The following is a 17,262-nucleotide window of genomic DNA, read 5'->3' on the forward strand; positions in this document are numbered from 1 at the left end:
AGAAATCTGCGCCAGGTCCGCGGGACGGCCAGTTGGCGCAAAAGGCTGATCTGACGCGGGTTTGCCGGCGACGTGGCGTAAATCTGCAGATATGTCGTATGTCTCCCGGCGGGAAATTGGTTAAAAATCGGCGGGCGGGGCTTTCGCTTGGACATCTTTGCCGAAGACCAAAATGGCCGCCGGCTTGATTTGGAGATGCAGGTCATCAACCACCACGACCTGCTAAAGCGGGCGGCCTGCTACCAGGCGATGATGATTGACGAACAGCTCGAGGAAGGTGATTTTTACCAGCGGCTACGGCCGGTCTACGTGATCTTTATTACCATGTTTGATCCCTTCGGCGGCCACCACCAGGTCGATCACCACCGGCTGTACTCCGAGCATGCCGACCAGCAGCGCCTGCCGTCCCTGGTCAACTACCTCTTTATCAATGCCGCCAGCGATGAGGAGACAACTGCCCCGGCCCTCCGCCGCTTGTGCGCCTTTATTCGGGACGGCACAGTTGATCCCAGTGACCCACTTATTTTAAAATTAGAGCAGGTACAACGAAAAGCGAAACAAAATAAGAAATGGAGGCGGGAAGCCATGCGTTACAATTTAGCTGCGCAAGACGCCAAGTGGGCGGAATTACAGGCGAAAGAACAAGGGATGGACCAAGCCATGTCGGCGATGATCGAAACTTTGGCCGAACAAGGCATGCCGAAAGAGCAAATCATCACCACCATTGCAAAAGCCCGGAAGCTGTCCCTGTTAGCAGCCCGGCAGTACTATAATCAATTGATGCTGTCCAAGTAATACCGCCCTCCGCCCCGCACTTACCCCGCGGCGGGGGGATTTTTTCTACCCCTTGGCACATCTTTTTTGAAGGCGCCCGCAAATTAAAAAGTTAAGAATTCTCCCTTTTGACGTATATATAAAGTAGAGGGGTAACACTCCTCGAAAAATCGACAGGAGGCGAACATGATGCCAGAGAATTTAGCCCAGGAACGCGCAGCCCTGCGCGCCGAGTGGCAACGCAAAACGATCAAAGACGACCCGATCTTTGGAACGGTGATGACCAATCCGACTTTGTGCGCCGAACTGCTCCGGCGGGCACTACCGGAATTGACGATCCAGTGGGTCAAAGACGCCGATCCTCAGCATACGATCCAGTCGACCCCGACGGCCAAGGGAATTCGGATTGATGTGTATGCGCGGGATGATCAGAACAGGACTTATACCGTGGAAAAGGAGCAAGACAGAAATCGTGATTGCACAGCAATCGATTTCGTCGTCTTGCCCTCGCGAGGCTGACTAGGGTTCTGCCGGCACGGCAGGTTCCAGTCAGCTACCGCCGCAAATGGTCAACGAGCATAACCTGCCCTTCCGGATACGCGAGTACCAAGAGCTGATGGACCAGGAAATTTTGAATATTGGCGATGATTACGACAAGTTGGCCAACTACCCGACTTACGTAATCTTTTTCTGCAACTTTGACTACTACCTACCAACGGGGCTTGGCCCGCTATCAATTTGAATTCCGCGAAAAGTGGCACCCCGAAATTACCGCCGGAGATTTAAGGACGATGGTCGTCTTTAATACCAAAGCGCAAGATTACGAACATGCCACTGAGATCCGCCCTTTTCTTGACATGATCTGCGGGACCGTTGATACTAAAGATAAGTTTATTGCCGCGGTAGACGCGGAGGTCCAAGATATCCGCGCCGATAAACAACGGGAGGCGAGGTTTATGAAGGAAGAGATTGAACGGCGCCGGGAGTTGCGCAAGAACCGAGAAGAAGAACGTCGCAACACAATCCTTGATATGATTAAGGCACTGGAAAGTCAAGGGATGGCGGAAACACAGGTAGTACAAACCATTGCCACCATGCAAGCTATTTCCCAAGCTGAAGCCCAGAAATACTATGACCAGCTAGTCGTTGCCAGTTAAGTCACGTGCCCCAAGCCACCTACTTCCGATCGTGGCTTGGGGCACATTTATTAAGCGTATCCGACTCAATTGACATGACCCGGGGAACCGTTGATACTAAAGATAAGTTTATTGCCGCAGTAGACGCGGAAGTGCAAGAGATCCGCGCCGATAAACAACGGGAGGCGAGGTTTATGAAAGAACAAATCGAACGGCGCCGGGAGTTGCGCAAGAACCGGGAAGCAGAACGGAATAAAAACACATTAGGGCTGATTAAAGCGTTAGAAAAACGTGGAATGCCTGCCCCAGAGATTGTCGCCATGATCGCCGATGCGCAGTCCATTTCCCAGGCTGAAGCCCAGAAATATTATGAGCAGCTAGTCGTTGCCAGACCCTATTAACACCAGCGCCCCAAGCGAGCATTGAATCCTCGCTTGGGGCGCTTTTCGGTTACAACTAGTTCCCCCATACTCTGTAACTAACCATGGTTGTAGCTAACCTCATTGTCATTTTTACTTACTTATTTTCAGTATAACTAGTTTTAGTATAATACGATTTAGTAAAACTAAACTTACTAAAAGCGTTTTCATTAACAAGCAACTTCATACACGAAAAAAACGACCAGCCTCTGCTGATCGCTTCAATGAGTTGGGCTAGCTGGATTCGAACCAGCGCATGACGGTACCAAAAACCGTTGCCTTACCGCTTGGCCATAGCCCAATTTGTAAGTCATCATTTGACGACTTCATTAGTATAGCAAATCCAGCGGTAATTGCAAGGGTTCATCCCAACTTTTTTAACATTTTTGGTCTAGGCGGCCCGGTGACGGCGGACCCACCAGGTAATCCCGGCCAGTAGCACGGTCCAAGCCAGCCCGAACAGGCTGATAAGGGCCCCCACCTTTAAGCCCGGGACGTGGTAGGTCAATTTGATCCGGTGTTCCCCCGCCGGCAGGGCCAAGCCGACAAAGGCGGTATTGGTTCGCAAGACCTGGGCCGGGTGCCCATCAACCGTCGCCGTCCAGCCCTTGGAATACGGAATCGAGGAAGTCAAGACCCCGTAACGATCGGTCGTCAACCGCCCGCTGACCGTATTCGGCGCAAAGTGCAGCTTTTTCAGGCCGTGAGCGCGGATTTGGTTTACCTCAGCCTGGTACTTGGCCCCCAGCCGCTCAGCCACCACCTGGTACTTCAAGTGGTAGGTCCCGAGCTTAGTCGGCTTAAAGGTCAACTCAGATGGTAAGTGCTTGGCAAAGTAGCCAACGTTCATCGTCCCGTTTTTGACGACCTTAAAGAAGGACAGGACGCTTTGCTTGGGCTGGCTGATCTTTTCGGTCCCGTACTTGCTGGTCAGCTGCAGGGTATAGCTGATGTCGGGCGAACCATTGATGAGGTGGTAGCGCCAGTACTTGTACCAGACCGATTTTTCGTTGAGCGCCGCGCCGGGATTAAAATTGGCGGTTTGCTTAGCATGGGCCATTTCCGCGGCTAATTGCTGCTTGAGGGTCAGTGGCTGATACTTAATCGTCTGAAATTCGACGTGGAGCTCACTTTCCTTAAGTCGCTTGGCGAATTGTTTGTTGGTCAATTGTGGTAAGACCAGCTGATAGGTCTCCTCGGCGTCGCGGTAGTGCAAGTTCGCCGGGTTGACCTGGTTAAAGCGGTTGGAAATCAGCTGACTCTTGAGCTTGACGACGTTACCCGTTAAATCCGCCGGCGTCAGCTTTTGAGCCACGTGGTCTGCAACGACCACCCCACTGGCCAGTGCCCGCTCCTTAGCCGTCGGCCCCAACTGGCGGTATTGAGCCGGGGTGATGGCGGTGCTTTGCCAATACAGGAGCGGGAAGTTTTGCTGACTCTTGAGCCGGACGGTTTGGATCGGCGGCAGATCCTCCTTCTTGGTCGCCCCCGCTGGTTGCTTGGCATTGTAATCGTACTGGGGCGCTGTCGCTTGATCCAAGAAATACCCCTGCGGCCACTTGGTTGCGTTAGCGCCGTTGGTTTGGACAAAGAGATACTTGACCCCTAAAAAGTTCAGCCAGACGCTCCGGTCATCGACCTGCCGCAGCGGGACGTTGGCCTGGTACTGGGTGTTTTGCAAGTCCTGGCTGAACTGACCGAGGTACTGATTTTGCAGCGAGTAGTAGGAATCGATATTGTGCATGCCAGTCGTCAAGTCATTATCATTCAAGACGTCGCTGACAATGTCATTTTGGCTGAGCGTCGAAACCCGGTAGGTCGGCTGCTTACTCAGCCCCTTTTCCAAGCCCCCGTAACGCTGGGTGGTCAAACGCTGGTAAGCGCCGCGCGGCAGCATCGCGCTGGCGAAGTCCCCGTTGTACGGAAAGGCGGCGTAAATGGCGTTAAAGCCGGCGTTGGCCAAGATCAAGGCCAGTAGCCACCGCCCCGGGTGGGCCACCACCCCCGCGTGAATCAGCCACAACAACAGCAGGCCACCCAACAGGCAGGTCAACGGTACAAAGAGGGCCGCATCGTTTTTAAGGAAGTACGTGGCCAAGACGACCAGCAGGTAGACCGCGGTCGCCCACGACATTACCAGCAGCTGGTGGCGGGTCAATTCACCGACGTGCTGGAGAAGGAAGCAGACCGCCATGGCAATCGGCAAATAAATCAGCAAGGTCCAGCGGTTCGAGGCCGCCATCAGCCCATTGAAAAAGGCGCCAACCGCCGGAATCAAAAGCATTACCAAGGCGAGGGCCAAGCTGAGCGCCAACAACGGATAACGTTTGGGCTGCAAGTAAACGTAGACCAGGGCCAAGAAGCCAAAGGAAACAATCCCTAGCGCCGCCCAGAACATAAAAGACCACTGGCCGCCGTTAATCAAGGCCTTGGGCAAAAAGAGGTAGTAATACGCCGGGTAGGTCGTCAGCCCATTGGCAAAGGTCGAACCGGCCCGGGTGGAATTCATGACGGTCAAAACTTCTGGTACTAACAAGACCGCGCTTAGCAGCAGACTAGTCGCCGTTGCCAAGCCCAGCTTCAAAATGGTAACCCCGTAGTCCAAGCGCCCCCGGTAATGGGTCAGCGCCCGCAAGACCAAAAACAAGAAGGTGCCAATCCCCAGCACGTAGGCCAGGTAGTAATTATTGACCAGCATCCAGACAAAGGCTCCGGCCAGTGGCCACCACGAGCCCCCCTGCAGGATTCGTTCGACCTGCACGACTAGAAGCGGGAACAGGATGAAAGTGGTAGTAAAAAAGGGCTGGGCTAAGCTGGCGTAGAGCAGGTAAGAATTAACCAGGTAGACGACCGCCCCGGCCACGATCACCCAGTCGGCCAGCTTAAAGTGGCGGGCAAACCAGACAAAGGCCAGCCCGGCACAGTACAGGCGCAGCACCACCATCACCTGGTAGGCCAAGACCATTTTGCCAGCCGGAAACAACAGGGCCAGGTAGGCAAAGACGTCCCCGATCGTGTAATAGGAAAAGATCGCAAAGGTATCCGACCCCAGCCCCATCCGCCAGGACCACCACTGGTGCGGGCCCAACGGGTGGGTCAAAAAGTGTAAGACGGCCTTGCGATATTCAATCAAGAGCGGGACGTGCTGATTGAGCGGATCCTTATTCCAAATCAAGCTGTTGCCCGTCACCAGGTAGGTGCCGTACATACAAGCCGCAATTAAAATAAAGACCAGGCTATACAGCAGATAGACCCGGCGCTGCTTAGGCTGGGCAAATGAAAATTCCATCGTAATTCCCCTTGGTAAAAAATTAACGGCCGTGGTAATTGCTTACCACGGCCGTTGATGAATCGGGAAAACAGGATTCGAACCTGCGACCCCCTGGTCCCAAACCAGGTGCTCTACCAAGCTGAGCTATTTCCCGAAATGAAGTCCTTGTCATTACCTGACAACAGTTAAATATATTACCGGTCACCAGGGTAAATGTCAACCACTTTTGTTAATTTTTTTAAGCTCGCTTCCCCACCGCAAAATTTACCCCAGCAGGGCCGTCGTTTCCGCTGGAACACTGGTAGGCGCAGCGTGCCGGTGACAGGGGACGGACTGCCCCCCGCCCCCGAAAGCTCACCGGCTCTATTATACCAGACCGCTGGGCGGGGGCTGGTTAAATTTTGGCAAAGTCCCGCGACAATTCAAAACGCCCATCTCTTCTGCTGAGCTGGGCGTCTAAATGCGCTTAAGCCGTGATAACAAGTACCCCGAATTGGATTAACTACCTAAACTTCCCAAACCCGCAATTCCACCACCACCGCTAAAAGGGCTTCAAAATCACTTCGATCAAAGCCCAAGCGTACCATCTGTTGTTGTAATTGCTTTTCGGTGGCCAAACTGGCCCCAGGCTGACTGGCCAACTGCAACCAATGGGTAAATTCCTGCATGTCATTTCCTCCCAACGAAAAAAGTAGGTCCCCTTTTAAAGGCCCTACTTTATATATACGCGGTTTCGGCTGATTTTTAACTTTTAATTTTGGCATAATTGGCAAATTGACGCGTCGCTTTGGCCACATCATGGGCCCCCAGCACCAACGAAATCACCGCCGTCCCGGCCACCCCGGTGGTCCAGACAGTGGCTAAATTGGTTGCGTTAAGTCCCCCGATCGCCACGACCGGATGGTAACTTTGGGCTACCAACGCCGCTAGCCCCGCAACCCCTAGGGCCGGATCGGCATCCGCCTTCGAAACCGTCGGAAAGACTGGTCCACTGCCTACATAGGCCACCCCAGCTAATTGATTGGCCCGCGCCACTTGGGCCGCCGTCGCACAAGAATAGCCGACAAAGAGCCCCGCGGCTTGGGCGGCCGCGAGCACCGTTTCAATTCCCTGGTCGCGTTGGCCGACGTGAATCCCGTCCGCCCCCAGCTCGCGGGCCAGGGCGAGGTCGTCATCGACCACGAAGGGACAATCGTACTGGCGACATAGAGCGCGCAACCGATGTCCCAACTGGATCCGAGCTCCCCCGGTCAAAGCGCCAGGTCCCTTTTCCCGGTACTGAAACATGGTAATGCCGTTTTGCAAGGCGACTTCAACTTTGGCTAACAGCTGAGCGGGCTGCCCCTGGGTATCCTGGCTCCCGCCCACCAAGTAGGCCTTTAACATCGTGGTTTCAAATCTCATTTTTACTACACCGCCCAATGATTTAAGGGGCCGTGACCGTGCCCGATTTGAATGCCTTCCCGAATCGTCGCCGTGACGTAGGCCTTGGCCACCCGGATCGCCGTTGCCAAGTCGACCCCCTTGGCTAATTCCGCCGTTATGCAAGCAGAGATCGTATCGCCAGTGCCGTGGGTATTAGCGGTCGCCACCCGCGGACTGGTCAGCCAAAAGTCCCGTCCGTTTGCCAGTAAGACGTAATCCACCGCCGCTTGGTCTGCGCCCAAGTGACCACCCTTGACCAAGACATTGGCCGCTCCCAGGGCCTGCAAGTGTTCAGCCGCCTGGCGCATCTGGGCTTCCGTCCGGATCTTTTGGCCGGTTAAAACCTCGGCCTCGGGCAAATTTGGCGTGACTAAAGTGGCCAGCGGCAAGAGCTGGTCGCGGACGGTGGCCACGGCCTCATCAGCCAAGAGCGGCGCCCCACCCTTGGCAATCATCACCGGATCAACGGTTAGCGGACCAAAGTCGTAGCGCTGCAGGTTTTGGACCACCGTTTGGACCGTCTGGGAATCAGCCAACATCCCGGTTTTGACTGCTTTAATTTGGAGGTCCTCCGCCAAAGCAGCAAACTGAGCATCAATCATGGCCGGGGGTAGGACCTGGGCCCTTTGGACGCCGCGGGTATTTTGGGCCGTGATTGCTACCAAGACAGTGGTCGCAAAGACGTGGCGCATTTGCATCGTCTTCAAATCCGCCTGCATCCCGGCCCCACCACCGGAATCAGAACCCGCGATTGAGAGGGCCTGGGGAAATTGTGGCTTAGTCATTAGTCTGCACCGCCTTTCCAAAGTCGTGTGGGGCTTGAGCGAGCACCGTCAGAAAATTGCTCAGCCAGTGCCCAAGTTGCCCGTCATCCGCCTGGGCGCCGGCCTGACCAAAGTAGGCCGTCCCTAATTCGGCCGCCGTCAAGGGGGCCATTGGCAAGGTCAAGCAACCGGCTAAAAAGGCCGATAACATATCCCCGGTCCCAACCACTTTGGGCATCAGCGGACTGCCGCCAGGCAGCGCCTTGGTATGCTGGCCATCACTGACGTAATCGACCGGGCCCGACAAAACGACCAGACAAGCGTGGCGCTTGGCACAGGCCGCTGCCACCTGGGCCAAGTTGGACTCGGTCCCCGCGTCAATCCCGTGACCATGGCTGGTCGCCCCCGCCAAAACCGCAATCTCGCTGGCGTTGCCCCGAATCAGGGTTACCGGGCCGGCTAAAAGCTCGGTGATTAGCTGCCGGCGCGCCTGGCTGGCCCCGACCGCCACGGGATCCAGGACCAACGGCTTCTTGAGTTGGCGCGCGGCGGTAACAACGGCCCGTAAGAGGGCCGCTTGTTCGGCCCCAACCGAGCCGATATTGACGACCACGGCATCCGCCAAGGCCACCAATTCCGCGGCTTCGGCCGGGTCGCTCGGCATCAAGGGCGACATTCCTGCCGCACTGAGGCAATTAGCGACGGCCCCGGCGGTGATAAAATTCGTGACCGCTAACACTAGCGGTCGCCGCTGCTGCAGACTAGTAATTAATTGAACTTCCATTTGCCATTTCCTTTCCGGAACGGCCAGGCCGGGAAACGAAAAAACGCGTTGCGATGAGTCAACTCACCCGCAACGCGCGATCACTACTTGATCGGCTTGGTAACGTCCCTTCGCGAGTCTTAACTCCCAGGTTCAATGGATCCGTACGTTTGCGTACATCTCAGCCCGGACCACGGGCACTCCAGTTACTTAAATTGGTTTAATTATAACCCTTTTTTCACATCACGGCAACTGCGCCGGGCCCGGCGCACTGGGTTAGTCGTCCGGCCTGATCAATCACGATCGCCCGGACTTGGGGCAATTGGGCCACCGTTTGTTCAATCGTCGCCCGGTCCTGGCCAAAGAGCATCGTTGTCCAAATTTCCCCATCAACCGAGCGGGGCGAGATGATCGACAGACTGGTAATCTGGGCCGGGGTTGGGTAGCCAGTGTGCTTATCAAAAATATGGTGGTAAAAATGATTGTGCGCCTTTAAATTCCGTTGGTAGATCCCGGAGGTCACGATCGATTGGTCGCGCAAATTCAAGACCCGCCGGTAAGTCCCCAGCGGCTGGGCTGGATCTTGTAGGCCAACGTGCCAATTACCATCGGCATTGGTCCGCTTGCCGCCGATCACCACAACGTTGCCGCCCAGGTTCAGCAAGGCTGACTTAACCCCCGCGGCGCGCAAAAAATCGGTCAGCAAATCGGCAATGTAGCCCTTGGCCAGCGCGCCGAGATCAAGCTCCATCCCCGGTTGGGTCAAGTAGACCGTTTGCCGCTGAGCATCCAATTCAATCTGGTGCGGGTCCGTCAGGGCCAGGCGGGCCTGGATCTGTTCATCACTAGGTTTATGGGCATCGGCAAAGCCAATGTGCCAGAGTTTAACCAGCGGACCGAGGGCAATATTGAGATTGCCGTCCGGCCTTAAACTGTACTTTTTGCCCAGGGCAATCAAGTCAAATAATTCTGGGGCCACTGCAACGGGGGCCACGCCGGCCTGGTGGTTGACCTGCATTAATTCGGCCGCCTCATCATTGGCCGAGAAGCGGTGTTCGTATAGTTTCAGCCGCGCGACCACCGAATCGGCCAGCGCCTCCCCCTTAGGATCATCAATTTGTACGTCAATTACGGTCCCCATCAAGTGGACCCGGCGGGTTGCCATCATTTGCCGTCCTTCCTTTCTTTTGGTAAGTCGTTGTTTCCAGTGTACCCCAGGCCAGCCCGCTTGCAAAGCATTAAAAAAGGCGGGCCGCACCCGCCCCGCCGAATAACACTAACCGAAGAAACCAATCACCGTCTTGACACTGGCAAAGGCCATGAAAGCGACCACGATCCAGCCGGTGATCGCTAACCAGAGCGGATGGCGGTAAGCCGCGCCCATGATCTTTTGGCGACCAGATGCCACCAGCAAGATTGCCAGGGCAATCGGCAGGATAAAGCCGTTCAAGGCCCCCACCACGACCAGCACCTTAGCCGGTTGGCCGATAAAGACAAAGACCACCGTCGCAAAGGCGATAAAGCCAATCGTCAAAGCATCACGGTACTTGACCGACCGCCCGCTAACCGCGTAATCCAAGAAGGAGGTCGACGTAAAGGTCGAGCCGATAATCGACGACATCCCGGCCGCAAACAGCAAGAGGCCGAAGAACTTGTAGCCAAAGGCCCCCGCCGCGGTCTTAAAGATCGAGGCCGCGGGGTTGGTTGGATCTAAAGTCGTGCCGGCCACGACGACCGCCAGCCCAACCAAAAACAGCATCACCCGGATGACGGAAGCCAGCCCGATCCCGGTCAAGGCCCCCAAGTTGACGTACTTCAAATCAGCTTGGCCCTTAGCGCCACCTTCAAGGAGCCGGTGGCCCCCCGCAAAGGAGATGTAGCCCCCGACGGTCCCACCGACAATCGTCAGGATCGAGTAGAAGTCAATCTTAGTTGGCGCAACGGTGTGAACCGCCGCCGTCGCGTACGGAATCTTAGTCACGCACAACATGTAGACCAAGACCAGCACCGCAATCACCGCTAGGGCTTGGACCGTCCAGTCGACGACCTTCAAGGCGTTGCGCACGATCAAAATCACGATGGCAATTACCGCCGAGATAATCGCCCCGGCCGCGACGGGAATGCCAAACAACACGTTCAACCCTAAACCGGCCCCGGCAACGTTCCCAATGTTAAAGAAGAGGCCCCCTAGGGCCACGAGGGCGGACAGCAGGTAGCCCAAGCCCGGGACCACGTCATTGGCAATCATTTGGGCCCGCTTGCCGGCCACGACGATCACCCGCCAGATGTTTAACTGAACAATAATATCAACCAGAATACAAATTAAAATCGCAAAGCCGAAGTTGGCCCCTTCGGCCTGGGTAAAGGTCGCCGTTTGGGTCAAAAAGCCCGGGCCGACCGCTGACATCGCCATCAAAAAGGCGCCCCCGATCGCCGCCTTCTTGACGGCGGCGTGGCGGCTAGCCGCCGATAAATCACGTCCGTTTTGCATTGTATCACCTCTGTTCTTTCTTATACCAACTGCATTAAGCTAAATTTAACCCGCGCTGATTTCAATCCCTTGGGCCAGCATCGCCGCCCGCAGTTCTTTAACCAGGGCCAGGGCGGCTTCGTTATCGCCATGGACACAAATCGTATCGACTTGCAACGGGACCGTTTCCCCGGTAATGGCGGTCACGGCTTGGTTTTCCACCATCGCCACGGTCCGGGCCGCCACCTGCTGGGCGTCCGTCAGTACGGCGCCGGCCTGGCCGCGCGGCACCAAGGAACCATCCGCCTGGTAGGCCCGGTCGGCAAAGACTTCCGAACGCGCCGGCAGCCCAACTTCGGCCGCTGCTTGAAGCAAGGCCGAGCCCGCCAGCCCGTACAGGGGCAGGCCGGGATCAAACTGCTTGACCCCCCGGCAAATCGCCAGGGCTAAATCGTAATCCTTGGCCGCCGCGTTGTACAAGGCGCCGTGGGGCTTAACGTGGTGAAGGCGGTGACCCTTGGTAAAGCCCGCCAAGGCCGCGACCTGGTAGGTTACCAGGTGTTCAACTTCCAGCGGGGCCATTGCCAAATAGCGCCGACCAAAGCCCTGCCGGTCTGGAAAACCGGGGTGGGCCCCAATCGCGACCCCGCGCTGGGCCGCGACCGCCACGGTCTGGGCCATCACGTCGGGATCCCCAGCGTGTACCCCGCAGGCAACGTTGGCCGAGGTGATCAAGCCCATTACCGCTTCATCGTTACCGACGGTGTAGCGGCCAAAGCTTTCCCCTAAATCACTGTTTAAATCGATTGCGACCATCTTTACTCCCCCTTTGAGCGATTATCCAGCCAGTTGACGTCAGTCGCCAAGCGTTGGAAATCCGGTTCCTGTAGAATTTGTTCCAATAAATCCAAGTTGGTTTTAATCCCCTTGATCACCGTCTCGTCAATCACGGCCTGCATCTGCTGGAGAACCCGTTGGCGACGGTCACCATAGACGATGATTTTGGCAATCATCCCGTCGTAATTGGTCGGCACCCGGTAGCCTTGGTAGAGGGCCGATTCAATCCGGACCCCCTGCCCACTCGGCAGGTGCAAGCCGGTAATTTGCCCCGGCGTTAAGGCGTTGACCCGGCACTCCAGGGCAAAGCCAAACGGTTGGGGCCGGCGGGTGCTCAATTCGGCCCCCGCCGCCAAGCGGAGCTGGATTTCCACCAGGTCGGTCCCGGTAATCAGCTCGGTGACCGGGTGTTCAACCTGGATCCGGGTGTTCATTTCCATGAAGTAGTAACTGCCGTCGGGGTTGTAGAGGAATTCAATCGTCCCGACCCCCTCGTAATTCAGCTGGCTGACCGCCTGCTCAGAACGCCGCAACATTTCCTCACGGACGTTAGCCGGCAAGACGACGGCCGGCGCTTCTTCAATCACCTTTTGGTGGCGGGCCTGGATCGTGCAGTCCCGTTCTCCTAAGGCAACCGCGTGCCCATAACGGTCCGCGATGATTTGGACTTCAATGTGGCGCGGGGCCGGCAGGTATTGTTCTAAATACATCCGGTTGTCGTTAAAGGAGGCGACCGCTTCTTCTTGGGCCGTGGCAAACTGCTGGGTCAAATCGGTCACGGAATTAATGATCCGCATCCCCTTACCACCCCCACCGGCGCTGGCTTTCAGCATCACCGGGTAGCCAATTTGATTGGCCTGGGCGCGGGCTTCCGCTAAAGTCGTTACGACCGCTTGGCTCCCCTTGACCACCGGCAAGCCGGCCTTTTTCATCGTTAGGCGGGCGGTTTCTTTATCCCCCAGCATTTCAATCACCGCCGGGCTGGGACCGATCAACTTAATGTGGTTGTCCCGGCAGGCCTGGGCAAAATCAGCACTTTCGGATAAAAAGCCGTAGCCCGGGTGAATCGCATCCGCCCCGGTCAACTGCGCAGCCCCAATCAAAGCAGCAATGTTAAGGTAGCTTTGTTCAGCGTTGGCCGGGCCAATGCTGACCGCTTCATCGGCCAACTTAACGTGCAAGGCCTCGGCATCCGCCGCCGAATAAACCGCGACCGTCTCCAGTCCCAAGATCCGGCAGGTCCGAATGATCCGCACCGCGATCTCGCCACGGTTGGCAATCAGGACCTTGTGAAAGGGCCACTTACTGACCGAATTACTGGATTTGAATAAGTGGTTGTCCATATTCAACCCCCTCCTCATTATTGACCAGGACCCGTTCGACGACGCCATCCACATCGGCGACGACGTTGGTAAAGACCTTCATCGCTTCAATCACGCCGACGATTTGGCCTTGCTTGACCTCATCGCCAACTTGAACGTACGGTGGTTCCTGTGGCGACTTAGCAGTATAGAAGATCCCAACCGTCGGAGCGTTGATCGTATGCCCTTCGACCACGTCGGTCCGCGGGGCGCGAACTGGTTGGTCATCACTTGACATGGCCACTGGAGCCACTGCTTCGACGACCGGAGCCGGCGCCTTCTTCAATTTGATTTTTTCATCGCCCTGTTGGTATTCCAACTCGGTTAATTCACTGCCTTCCAACAGCTTGGTTAAAGTTTCAATCGCTGCTTGATCAATTTTCATCTTGGTCACCCCTTCTAATTTTCACCCTGCCAACCATCAGTCTTCAAACAGGCGAGCAATCCGCTGGCTGGCCACCCGGCTGATCCCGTACGGTGGCTTGTATTTACCCGTAATTACCGTTTGTTCCAGTTCATCAAGCGGCTGGCGGACGTCGGCCAATAAGGTTTGCGCTGTTGGCAAGTCGATCAGCTTAAAGCGAACCTTTTGCCCCGGCTGGCACTGGGCAAAATAACCCAGGTCAACCGTCGCCACCACGGCGATAATCGGGTAACCGCCGGTCGTTTGGCGGTCCGCCAAGAGGACAATCGGCTGCCCGTTGGCTGGGACTTGCAACGCCCCGCGCACGGTCGCGGTGGACAAGAGACTGCGCTCGGGCACCGTTAACTTGGGCCCCGTCAGTCGGTAGCCCATCCGATCCGCTTGATTGCTGATTTCGTATTCACTGTCCACGAGCGCCGTTTGGGTCGCTTTATCAAACCAGTCCCACTGCGGCCCCTTGAGCAACCGGATTTCGGCTGGCGTAGCTTGCTCCGGCAGGCGCTCGGCTGGCAAGTGGCGGTGGAAGTAACTCGGCAAGACGACCTGGCGCTTGACCGGAAGTAAATCCCCCGCCGCCAGGGCCTGACCGTTGAGGCCGCCTAAGTGCAAGCGCATCGTCGTCGAGCGGCTGCCCAGCACCGGCTGGGTCTGGATCCCGCCGGCGACGGCCAAATAGCCGACCCGTCCTTTCGTCGCGTTACCAATCGTCAAGACATCGCCGGTCTGAACTTGCCAGCACCGGTTGGCCGCCAGTGGTTCGCCGTTGAGGTCGGTCGCAAATTCCGCCCCAGTCAGGGCGATAAAGGTGGGCGCGCTGAACTCAATCGTCGGGCCGAGCAAGGAAAATTCCAAAACCGCGGCTTGTTCGGCATTTCCGACTAAGAGGTTGGCCACCCGGGCCGCCCCCTGATCGATGCTCCCAGATTCGGGGAAGCCATCGCGTTGGTGCTGGGGCCGCCCCGCGTCTTGGACCGTGGTTTGGATCCCCGGCTTTAAAATTTGCAAATAAGCCATTACGCCACCCCCTTTGGTTGGTAGGTCCCGGCCGCGACGGCTTGCTTAATCGTCGCAAATTCCGCCGCTGATACCGCTTGAAAACGAATCAAGTCACCCGCGTGATAGAAGCTTTGCGGATGCGCCGGGTCATAGAGCTTGAGTGGGGTCTGGCCGATAATGCGCCAGCCCCCCGGGGACGCCACTGGGTAAAAGCCCGTTTGGGCCCCGGCAATCCCGACGCTGCCGGCCGGAATTTCTAAGCGGGGTTCGGCCAAGCGGGGCATGGCAATCTCATCGACGACACTACCCATGTAAGCAAAGCCCGGCAAAAAGCCCATAAAGTAAATCAGGTAATCCCGGCTGGTGTGCTTGGCAATCACTTCCTCGGCACTACACTTGGCAAAGGCCGCTACATCGGCCAGGTCCGGCCCAAATTCGCCCCCGTAACAGACCGGAATCAGCCAGGTTTGGTGGGGCGCCAGTTTGTCTTGCATTGCCGCGTCAATCAACGGCGTCAGCTTTTTCATGACCATCTCCGTCGTGGCCATCTGCCCGTTGAAAGTCACCGTCAGCGTTGCATACCCCGGAATCACGGTCTTGACCATTGGTAAATGGGCCGCCAGCACCGCCTGCCCGATGGTTTGAAGCCGTTGATTGACCGCCGGATCAATCGTCGTCCCCATTGCAATGGCGACCGCCTGATCACCCACTGGAATCATTCGATAATCCATTCCTTCACCTTCCTTGCTTTTTTCCGTGCCGACCTCGGTTCGTCCGCGTTGGTTTGATTAATTTTTTATGAGAATAGATTAATTTTAGGGGGTGACGATTAAATTGTCAAAGTTGAACCCCTAATCACCACCTAATTATCCAATTTTCACTTAACCTTTCAAAGTTAAATTGGCGAACCGACTTATTTTTTCTAATCAAACCGCCGGTCGGCACTTTCTAAAACCACAAACTTAATTTTTTTTGATAAAAAACAAAGCCCAGAAACCATCGACTGTTCACTTGGTTCCCGGGCTTTGGGTATTCAACTGCGCTTGCTTAGACCAACTTCCCCACGACCGGCAATAAGGCTAACTTCTTGGCCCCGTGGGGAGAGTCCTCATGTAAAGCCTTGGTTACGTCTTGGCCGGCTTGATTGCCATGGTGGCGCCCATTCGGCCAAGCTGGGCTGTTGGTGACATCGTACACGACTCCATCCACGGCGACATAGGCTGGTTGGCCATTTTGGCCGTCATATTGGGCTAACTGTGCTAAGGTAAAGGTTTTTTCCGTCATGTTGCTCATCCTCCTTTATTTTTACCTATTATAACATTAAGCGCTTTCCACGTTAATTATTAACCTCGCCACTGGTGAGCTTTTAAGGCGACATGGGTCGGATCGCGCAGGCTGACCCCCTCGGCGGCCAACAAGCGCGCTTGCTCCGCCCAGCCGGGTACCAAACGCCCGGTCGCCGTCACCACCCGGTGGCAGGGATAATGCACAGCCTGGGGCGCAGTACCTAAAATCCGCCCCACCAGACGCGCGTGACGGGGCCGACCAATCCGCTTGGCAAGCTGCCCGTAAGTCGCCACCTTCCCGCGCGGAATCAAGGCCACTTGGGTCAGGACTTGGTCAATCAATTGTTCATTTAAAACAGTTGTCATTTCGCTTCCTCCGCCGTTTTTTTGCTTGCATTTTAATACCAATCCGCTAAAATGAGCAAGGATTACTTTTAAGGAGATAAATAAGTATGCTCTTGCGTCAGCTCGATTACTTCGTCAAAGTCGTTGAAAATAACAGTTTCACCAAGGCCGCAGCCCAAGCCTATATTTCGCAATCGGCCATTTCCCAGCAAATCCAGGCCCTGGAAAAGGATCTCGGCGTCGATTTAATGGTCCGCCAACACCGCAGCTTCGCCCTCACCCCCGCCGGCGAATACCTCTACCGCCACGCGCCCCAGCTCTTAGCCCAGGCCAAGGAATTAAAGGAAAGCACGATCAGCGTCGGCCACACCAACACTACCCACCTGACGATCGGCTGCGTGCGGTCCTACATCGGCCCGGAATTCAATCAGGCGGTCGCCAGCTTTAACCAGCAACATCCCCACTTAGAATTAAGCATTACCCTGGGCAACCACGAAGAACTGTTTGACGCCTTGCGGCAAGAAAAGGTCGACCTGGTCTTTAACGACCAGCGCCACCCTGAATCCGAAGCCTACACCAGCCGGCGGATCATCACCACCCAAAAGATGGTCGAAGTCTCGGCCAACCAATCCTTAACCGGGCCGGTCACCGCCCCGCAGTTGGCCGCGCTCCCTTGTTACATCCTGGCTGCTTCGGATCAAGAGGCCGGCGAAATTCGCTACTACCGCGAAGCCCTCGGGATTACCAGTCCCTTGCGGTTTGCGACTAGCCTGCGCGAAGCCCGGCTGATGGTAGCGGCCAACCAGGGCTGGCTGTTGACCGATCAGCTCAGCAATCATCCCGCCGTTCCCGCCGCTATTAAACTCCTGCCCTTTACTGACCCACACCACGCACCCATCTACCAACCCTACTTTCTCTTTTGGAAGCGGCAGATGACGACGTTGATTAACGATGCCTTTGCCGAAACACTGCAGGAACAGTTCAGCTAGTT

At 56.1% G+C, this 17,262-nt stretch carries 19 protein-coding genes, 2 tRNA genes and 1 riboswitch; of the genes, 5 read left to right on the forward strand and 16 right to left on the reverse strand.

All coding sequences use genetic code 11. The annotated features are described in order from the left end of the window. The first annotated feature begins 126 nt into the window (after nucleotides 1-126). The 4 genes from BN54_RS02570 (at nucleotide 127) to BN54_RS02585 (ending at nucleotide 2,311) form a co-directional block, all read left to right on the forward strand. Nucleotides 127-795: an Rpn family recombination-promoting nuclease/putative transposase gene (locus tag BN54_RS02570; protein ID WP_268869340.1), complete on the forward strand. Its 669-nt coding sequence runs from the start codon at nucleotides 127-129 to the stop codon at nucleotides 793-795. Nucleotides 796-963: 168 nt separating this feature from the next. Continuing rightward, complete coding sequence (locus BN54_RS02575; protein ID WP_040469700.1) at nucleotides 964-1,293, forward strand: hypothetical protein; 330 nt, start codon at nucleotides 964-966, stop codon at nucleotides 1,291-1,293. Nucleotides 1,294-1,472: 179 nt separating this feature from the next. Next, entirely contained in the window at nucleotides 1,473-1,931 is a 459-nt protein-coding gene (locus tag BN54_RS02580) for a hypothetical protein (protein ID WP_191976435.1), read from the forward strand. A gap of 173 nt (nucleotides 1,932-2,104) precedes the next feature. Beyond that, the gene (locus tag BN54_RS02585) at nucleotides 2,105-2,311 is read left to right on the forward strand and encodes a hypothetical protein (RefSeq protein ID WP_155818253.1); all 207 of its coding nucleotides are present in this window, start codon (nucleotides 2,105-2,107) and stop codon (nucleotides 2,309-2,311) included. Between the two features lie 247 nt (nucleotides 2,312-2,558). Here the strand turns inward: BN54_RS02585 and BN54_RS02590 are convergent. The 16 genes from BN54_RS02590 to BN54_RS02660 form a co-directional block, all read right to left on the reverse strand. Next, nucleotides 2,559-2,630: transfer RNA gene (locus tag BN54_RS02590), tRNA-Gln, on the reverse strand. A gap of 90 nt (nucleotides 2,631-2,720) precedes the next feature. Beyond that, nucleotides 2,721-5,618: a YfhO family protein gene (locus tag BN54_RS02595; protein WP_019205579.1), complete on the reverse strand. Its 2,898-nt coding sequence runs from the start codon at nucleotides 5,616-5,618 to the stop codon at nucleotides 2,721-2,723. A 62-nt stretch (nucleotides 5,619-5,680) separates the two neighbouring features. After that, a tRNA-Pro gene (locus tag BN54_RS02600) sits at nucleotides 5,681-5,754 on the reverse strand. Nucleotides 5,755-6,106: 352 nt separating this feature from the next. Beyond that, complete coding sequence (locus tag BN54_RS10185) at nucleotides 6,107-6,268, reverse strand: hypothetical protein (protein WP_019205580.1); 162 nt, start codon at nucleotides 6,266-6,268, stop codon at nucleotides 6,107-6,109. Between the two features lie 76 nt (nucleotides 6,269-6,344). Next, nucleotides 6,345-7,004, reverse strand: coding sequence for a thiamine phosphate synthase (gene thiE, locus BN54_RS02605; protein WP_019205581.1), 660 nt, complete (start codon nucleotides 7,002-7,004; stop codon nucleotides 6,345-6,347). 5 nt (nucleotides 7,005-7,009) lie between these two features. Further along, nucleotides 7,010-7,810, reverse strand: a complete 801-nt coding sequence (gene thiD, locus BN54_RS02610) for a bifunctional hydroxymethylpyrimidine kinase/phosphomethylpyrimidine kinase (RefSeq protein WP_019205582.1) — start codon at nucleotides 7,808-7,810, stop codon at nucleotides 7,010-7,012. Next, entirely contained in the window at nucleotides 7,803-8,573 is a 771-nt protein-coding gene (gene thiM / locus BN54_RS02615; protein ID WP_019205583.1) for a hydroxyethylthiazole kinase, read from the reverse strand. The genes thiD and thiM overlap by 8 nt, the downstream gene beginning before the upstream one ends. A gap of 87 nt (nucleotides 8,574-8,660) precedes the next feature. Then, a riboswitch (TPP riboswitch) is annotated at nucleotides 8,661-8,767 on the reverse strand. Nucleotides 8,768-8,790: 23 nt separating this feature from the next. Next, complete coding sequence (locus BN54_RS02620; RefSeq protein ID WP_019205584.1) at nucleotides 8,791-9,720, reverse strand: FAD:protein FMN transferase; 930 nt, start codon at nucleotides 9,718-9,720, stop codon at nucleotides 8,791-8,793. A 108-nt stretch (nucleotides 9,721-9,828) separates the two neighbouring features. Then, a complete protein-coding gene (locus tag BN54_RS02625) occupies nucleotides 9,829-11,043 on the reverse strand; it encodes an NRAMP family divalent metal transporter (protein ID WP_019205585.1) in 1,215 nt (404 codons plus the stop codon). Nucleotides 11,044-11,088: 45 nt separating this feature from the next. Beyond that, nucleotides 11,089-11,838, reverse strand: coding sequence for a LamB/YcsF family protein (locus tag BN54_RS02630; protein ID WP_019205586.1), 750 nt, complete (start codon nucleotides 11,836-11,838; stop codon nucleotides 11,089-11,091). 2 nt (nucleotides 11,839-11,840) lie between these two features. Then, a complete protein-coding gene (locus BN54_RS02635) occupies nucleotides 11,841-13,202 on the reverse strand; it encodes an acetyl-CoA carboxylase biotin carboxylase subunit (RefSeq protein ID WP_019205587.1) in 1,362 nt (453 codons plus the stop codon). After that, nucleotides 13,174-13,605: an acetyl-CoA carboxylase biotin carboxyl carrier protein gene (locus tag BN54_RS02640; RefSeq protein WP_019205588.1), complete on the reverse strand. Its 432-nt coding sequence runs from the start codon at nucleotides 13,603-13,605 to the stop codon at nucleotides 13,174-13,176. Before BN54_RS02640 ends, BN54_RS02635 begins: the two co-directional genes overlap by 29 nt. Nucleotides 13,606-13,641: 36 nt before the next feature. Then, nucleotides 13,642-14,658 (reverse strand): 5-oxoprolinase subunit C family protein, encoded by a 1,017-nt coding sequence (locus tag BN54_RS02645; RefSeq protein ID WP_019205589.1) that lies wholly within the window; start codon nucleotides 14,656-14,658, stop codon nucleotides 13,642-13,644. After that, nucleotides 14,658-15,371: a 5-oxoprolinase subunit PxpB gene (gene pxpB / locus BN54_RS02650; protein ID WP_040469702.1), complete on the reverse strand. Its 714-nt coding sequence runs from the start codon at nucleotides 15,369-15,371 to the stop codon at nucleotides 14,658-14,660. Before pxpB ends, BN54_RS02645 begins: the two co-directional genes overlap by 1 nt. 316 nt (nucleotides 15,372-15,687) lie before the next feature. Beyond that, on the reverse strand, nucleotides 15,688-15,924 hold the full coding sequence (locus tag BN54_RS02655) for a cytochrome b5 domain-containing protein (protein ID WP_019205591.1): 237 nt from the start codon (nucleotides 15,922-15,924) through the stop codon (nucleotides 15,688-15,690). A gap of 59 nt (nucleotides 15,925-15,983) precedes the next feature. After that, the gene (locus BN54_RS02660) at nucleotides 15,984-16,292 is read right to left on the reverse strand and encodes an MGMT family protein (RefSeq protein ID WP_019205592.1); all 309 of its coding nucleotides are present in this window, start codon (nucleotides 16,290-16,292) and stop codon (nucleotides 15,984-15,986) included. 86 nt (nucleotides 16,293-16,378) lie between these two features. On the opposite strand from BN54_RS02660, the gene BN54_RS02665 reads away from it, so the two are divergent. After that, nucleotides 16,379-17,260: a LysR family transcriptional regulator gene (locus tag BN54_RS02665; protein ID WP_019205593.1), complete on the forward strand. Its 882-nt coding sequence runs from the start codon at nucleotides 16,379-16,381 to the stop codon at nucleotides 17,258-17,260. Nucleotides 17,261-17,262 lie beyond the last annotated feature (2 nt).

Source organism: Limosilactobacillus ingluviei str. Autruche 4 (assembly GCF_000312405.1).
Lineage (GTDB): Bacteria > Bacillota > Bacilli > Lactobacillales > Lactobacillaceae > Limosilactobacillus > Limosilactobacillus ingluviei.

Coding starts and splice junctions, on each gene's coding strand:
- BN54_RS02575 (WP_040469700.1), top strand. CDS start 964: ATGCCAGAGAATTTAGCCCAGGAACGCGCAGCCCTGCGCGCCGAGTGG.
- BN54_RS02585 (WP_155818253.1), top strand. CDS start 2,105: ATGAAAGAACAAATCGAACGGCGCCGGGAGTTGCGCAAGAACCGGGAA.
- BN54_RS02595 (WP_019205579.1), bottom strand. CDS start 5,618: ATGGAATTTTCATTTGCCCAGCCTAAGCAGCGCCGGGTCTATCTGCTG.
- BN54_RS10185 (WP_019205580.1), bottom strand. CDS start 6,268: ATGCAGGAATTTACCCATTGGTTGCAGTTGGCCAGTCAGCCTGGGGCC.
- thiE (WP_019205581.1), bottom strand. CDS start 7,004: ATGAGATTTGAAACCACGATGTTAAAGGCCTACTTGGTGGGCGGGAGC.
- thiD (WP_019205582.1), bottom strand. CDS start 7,810: ATGACTAAGCCACAATTTCCCCAGGCCCTCTCAATCGCGGGTTCTGAT.
- thiM (WP_019205583.1), bottom strand. CDS start 8,573: ATGGAAGTTCAATTAATTACTAGTCTGCAGCAGCGGCGACCGCTAGTG.
- BN54_RS02620 (WP_019205584.1), bottom strand. CDS start 9,720: ATGATGGCAACCCGCCGGGTCCACTTGATGGGGACCGTAATTGACGTA.
- BN54_RS02625 (WP_019205585.1), bottom strand. CDS start 11,043: ATGCAAAACGGACGTGATTTATCGGCGGCTAGCCGCCACGCCGCCGTC.
- BN54_RS02630 (WP_019205586.1), bottom strand. CDS start 11,838: ATGGTCGCAATCGATTTAAACAGTGATTTAGGGGAAAGCTTTGGCCGC.
- BN54_RS02635 (WP_019205587.1), bottom strand. CDS start 13,202: ATGGACAACCACTTATTCAAATCCAGTAATTCGGTCAGTAAGTGGCCC.
- BN54_RS02640 (WP_019205588.1), bottom strand. CDS start 13,605: ATGAAAATTGATCAAGCAGCGATTGAAACTTTAACCAAGCTGTTGGAA.
- BN54_RS02645 (WP_019205589.1), bottom strand. CDS start 14,658: ATGGCTTATTTGCAAATTTTAAAGCCGGGGATCCAAACCACGGTCCAA.
- pxpB (WP_040469702.1), bottom strand. CDS start 15,371: ATGGATTATCGAATGATTCCAGTGGGTGATCAGGCGGTCGCCATTGCA.
- BN54_RS02655 (WP_019205591.1), bottom strand. CDS start 15,924: ATGACGGAAAAAACCTTTACCTTAGCACAGTTAGCCCAATATGACGGC.
- BN54_RS02660 (WP_019205592.1), bottom strand. CDS start 16,292: ATGACAACTGTTTTAAATGAACAATTGATTGACCAAGTCCTGACCCAA.
- BN54_RS02665 (WP_019205593.1), top strand. CDS start 16,379: ATGCTCTTGCGTCAGCTCGATTACTTCGTCAAAGTCGTTGAAAATAAC.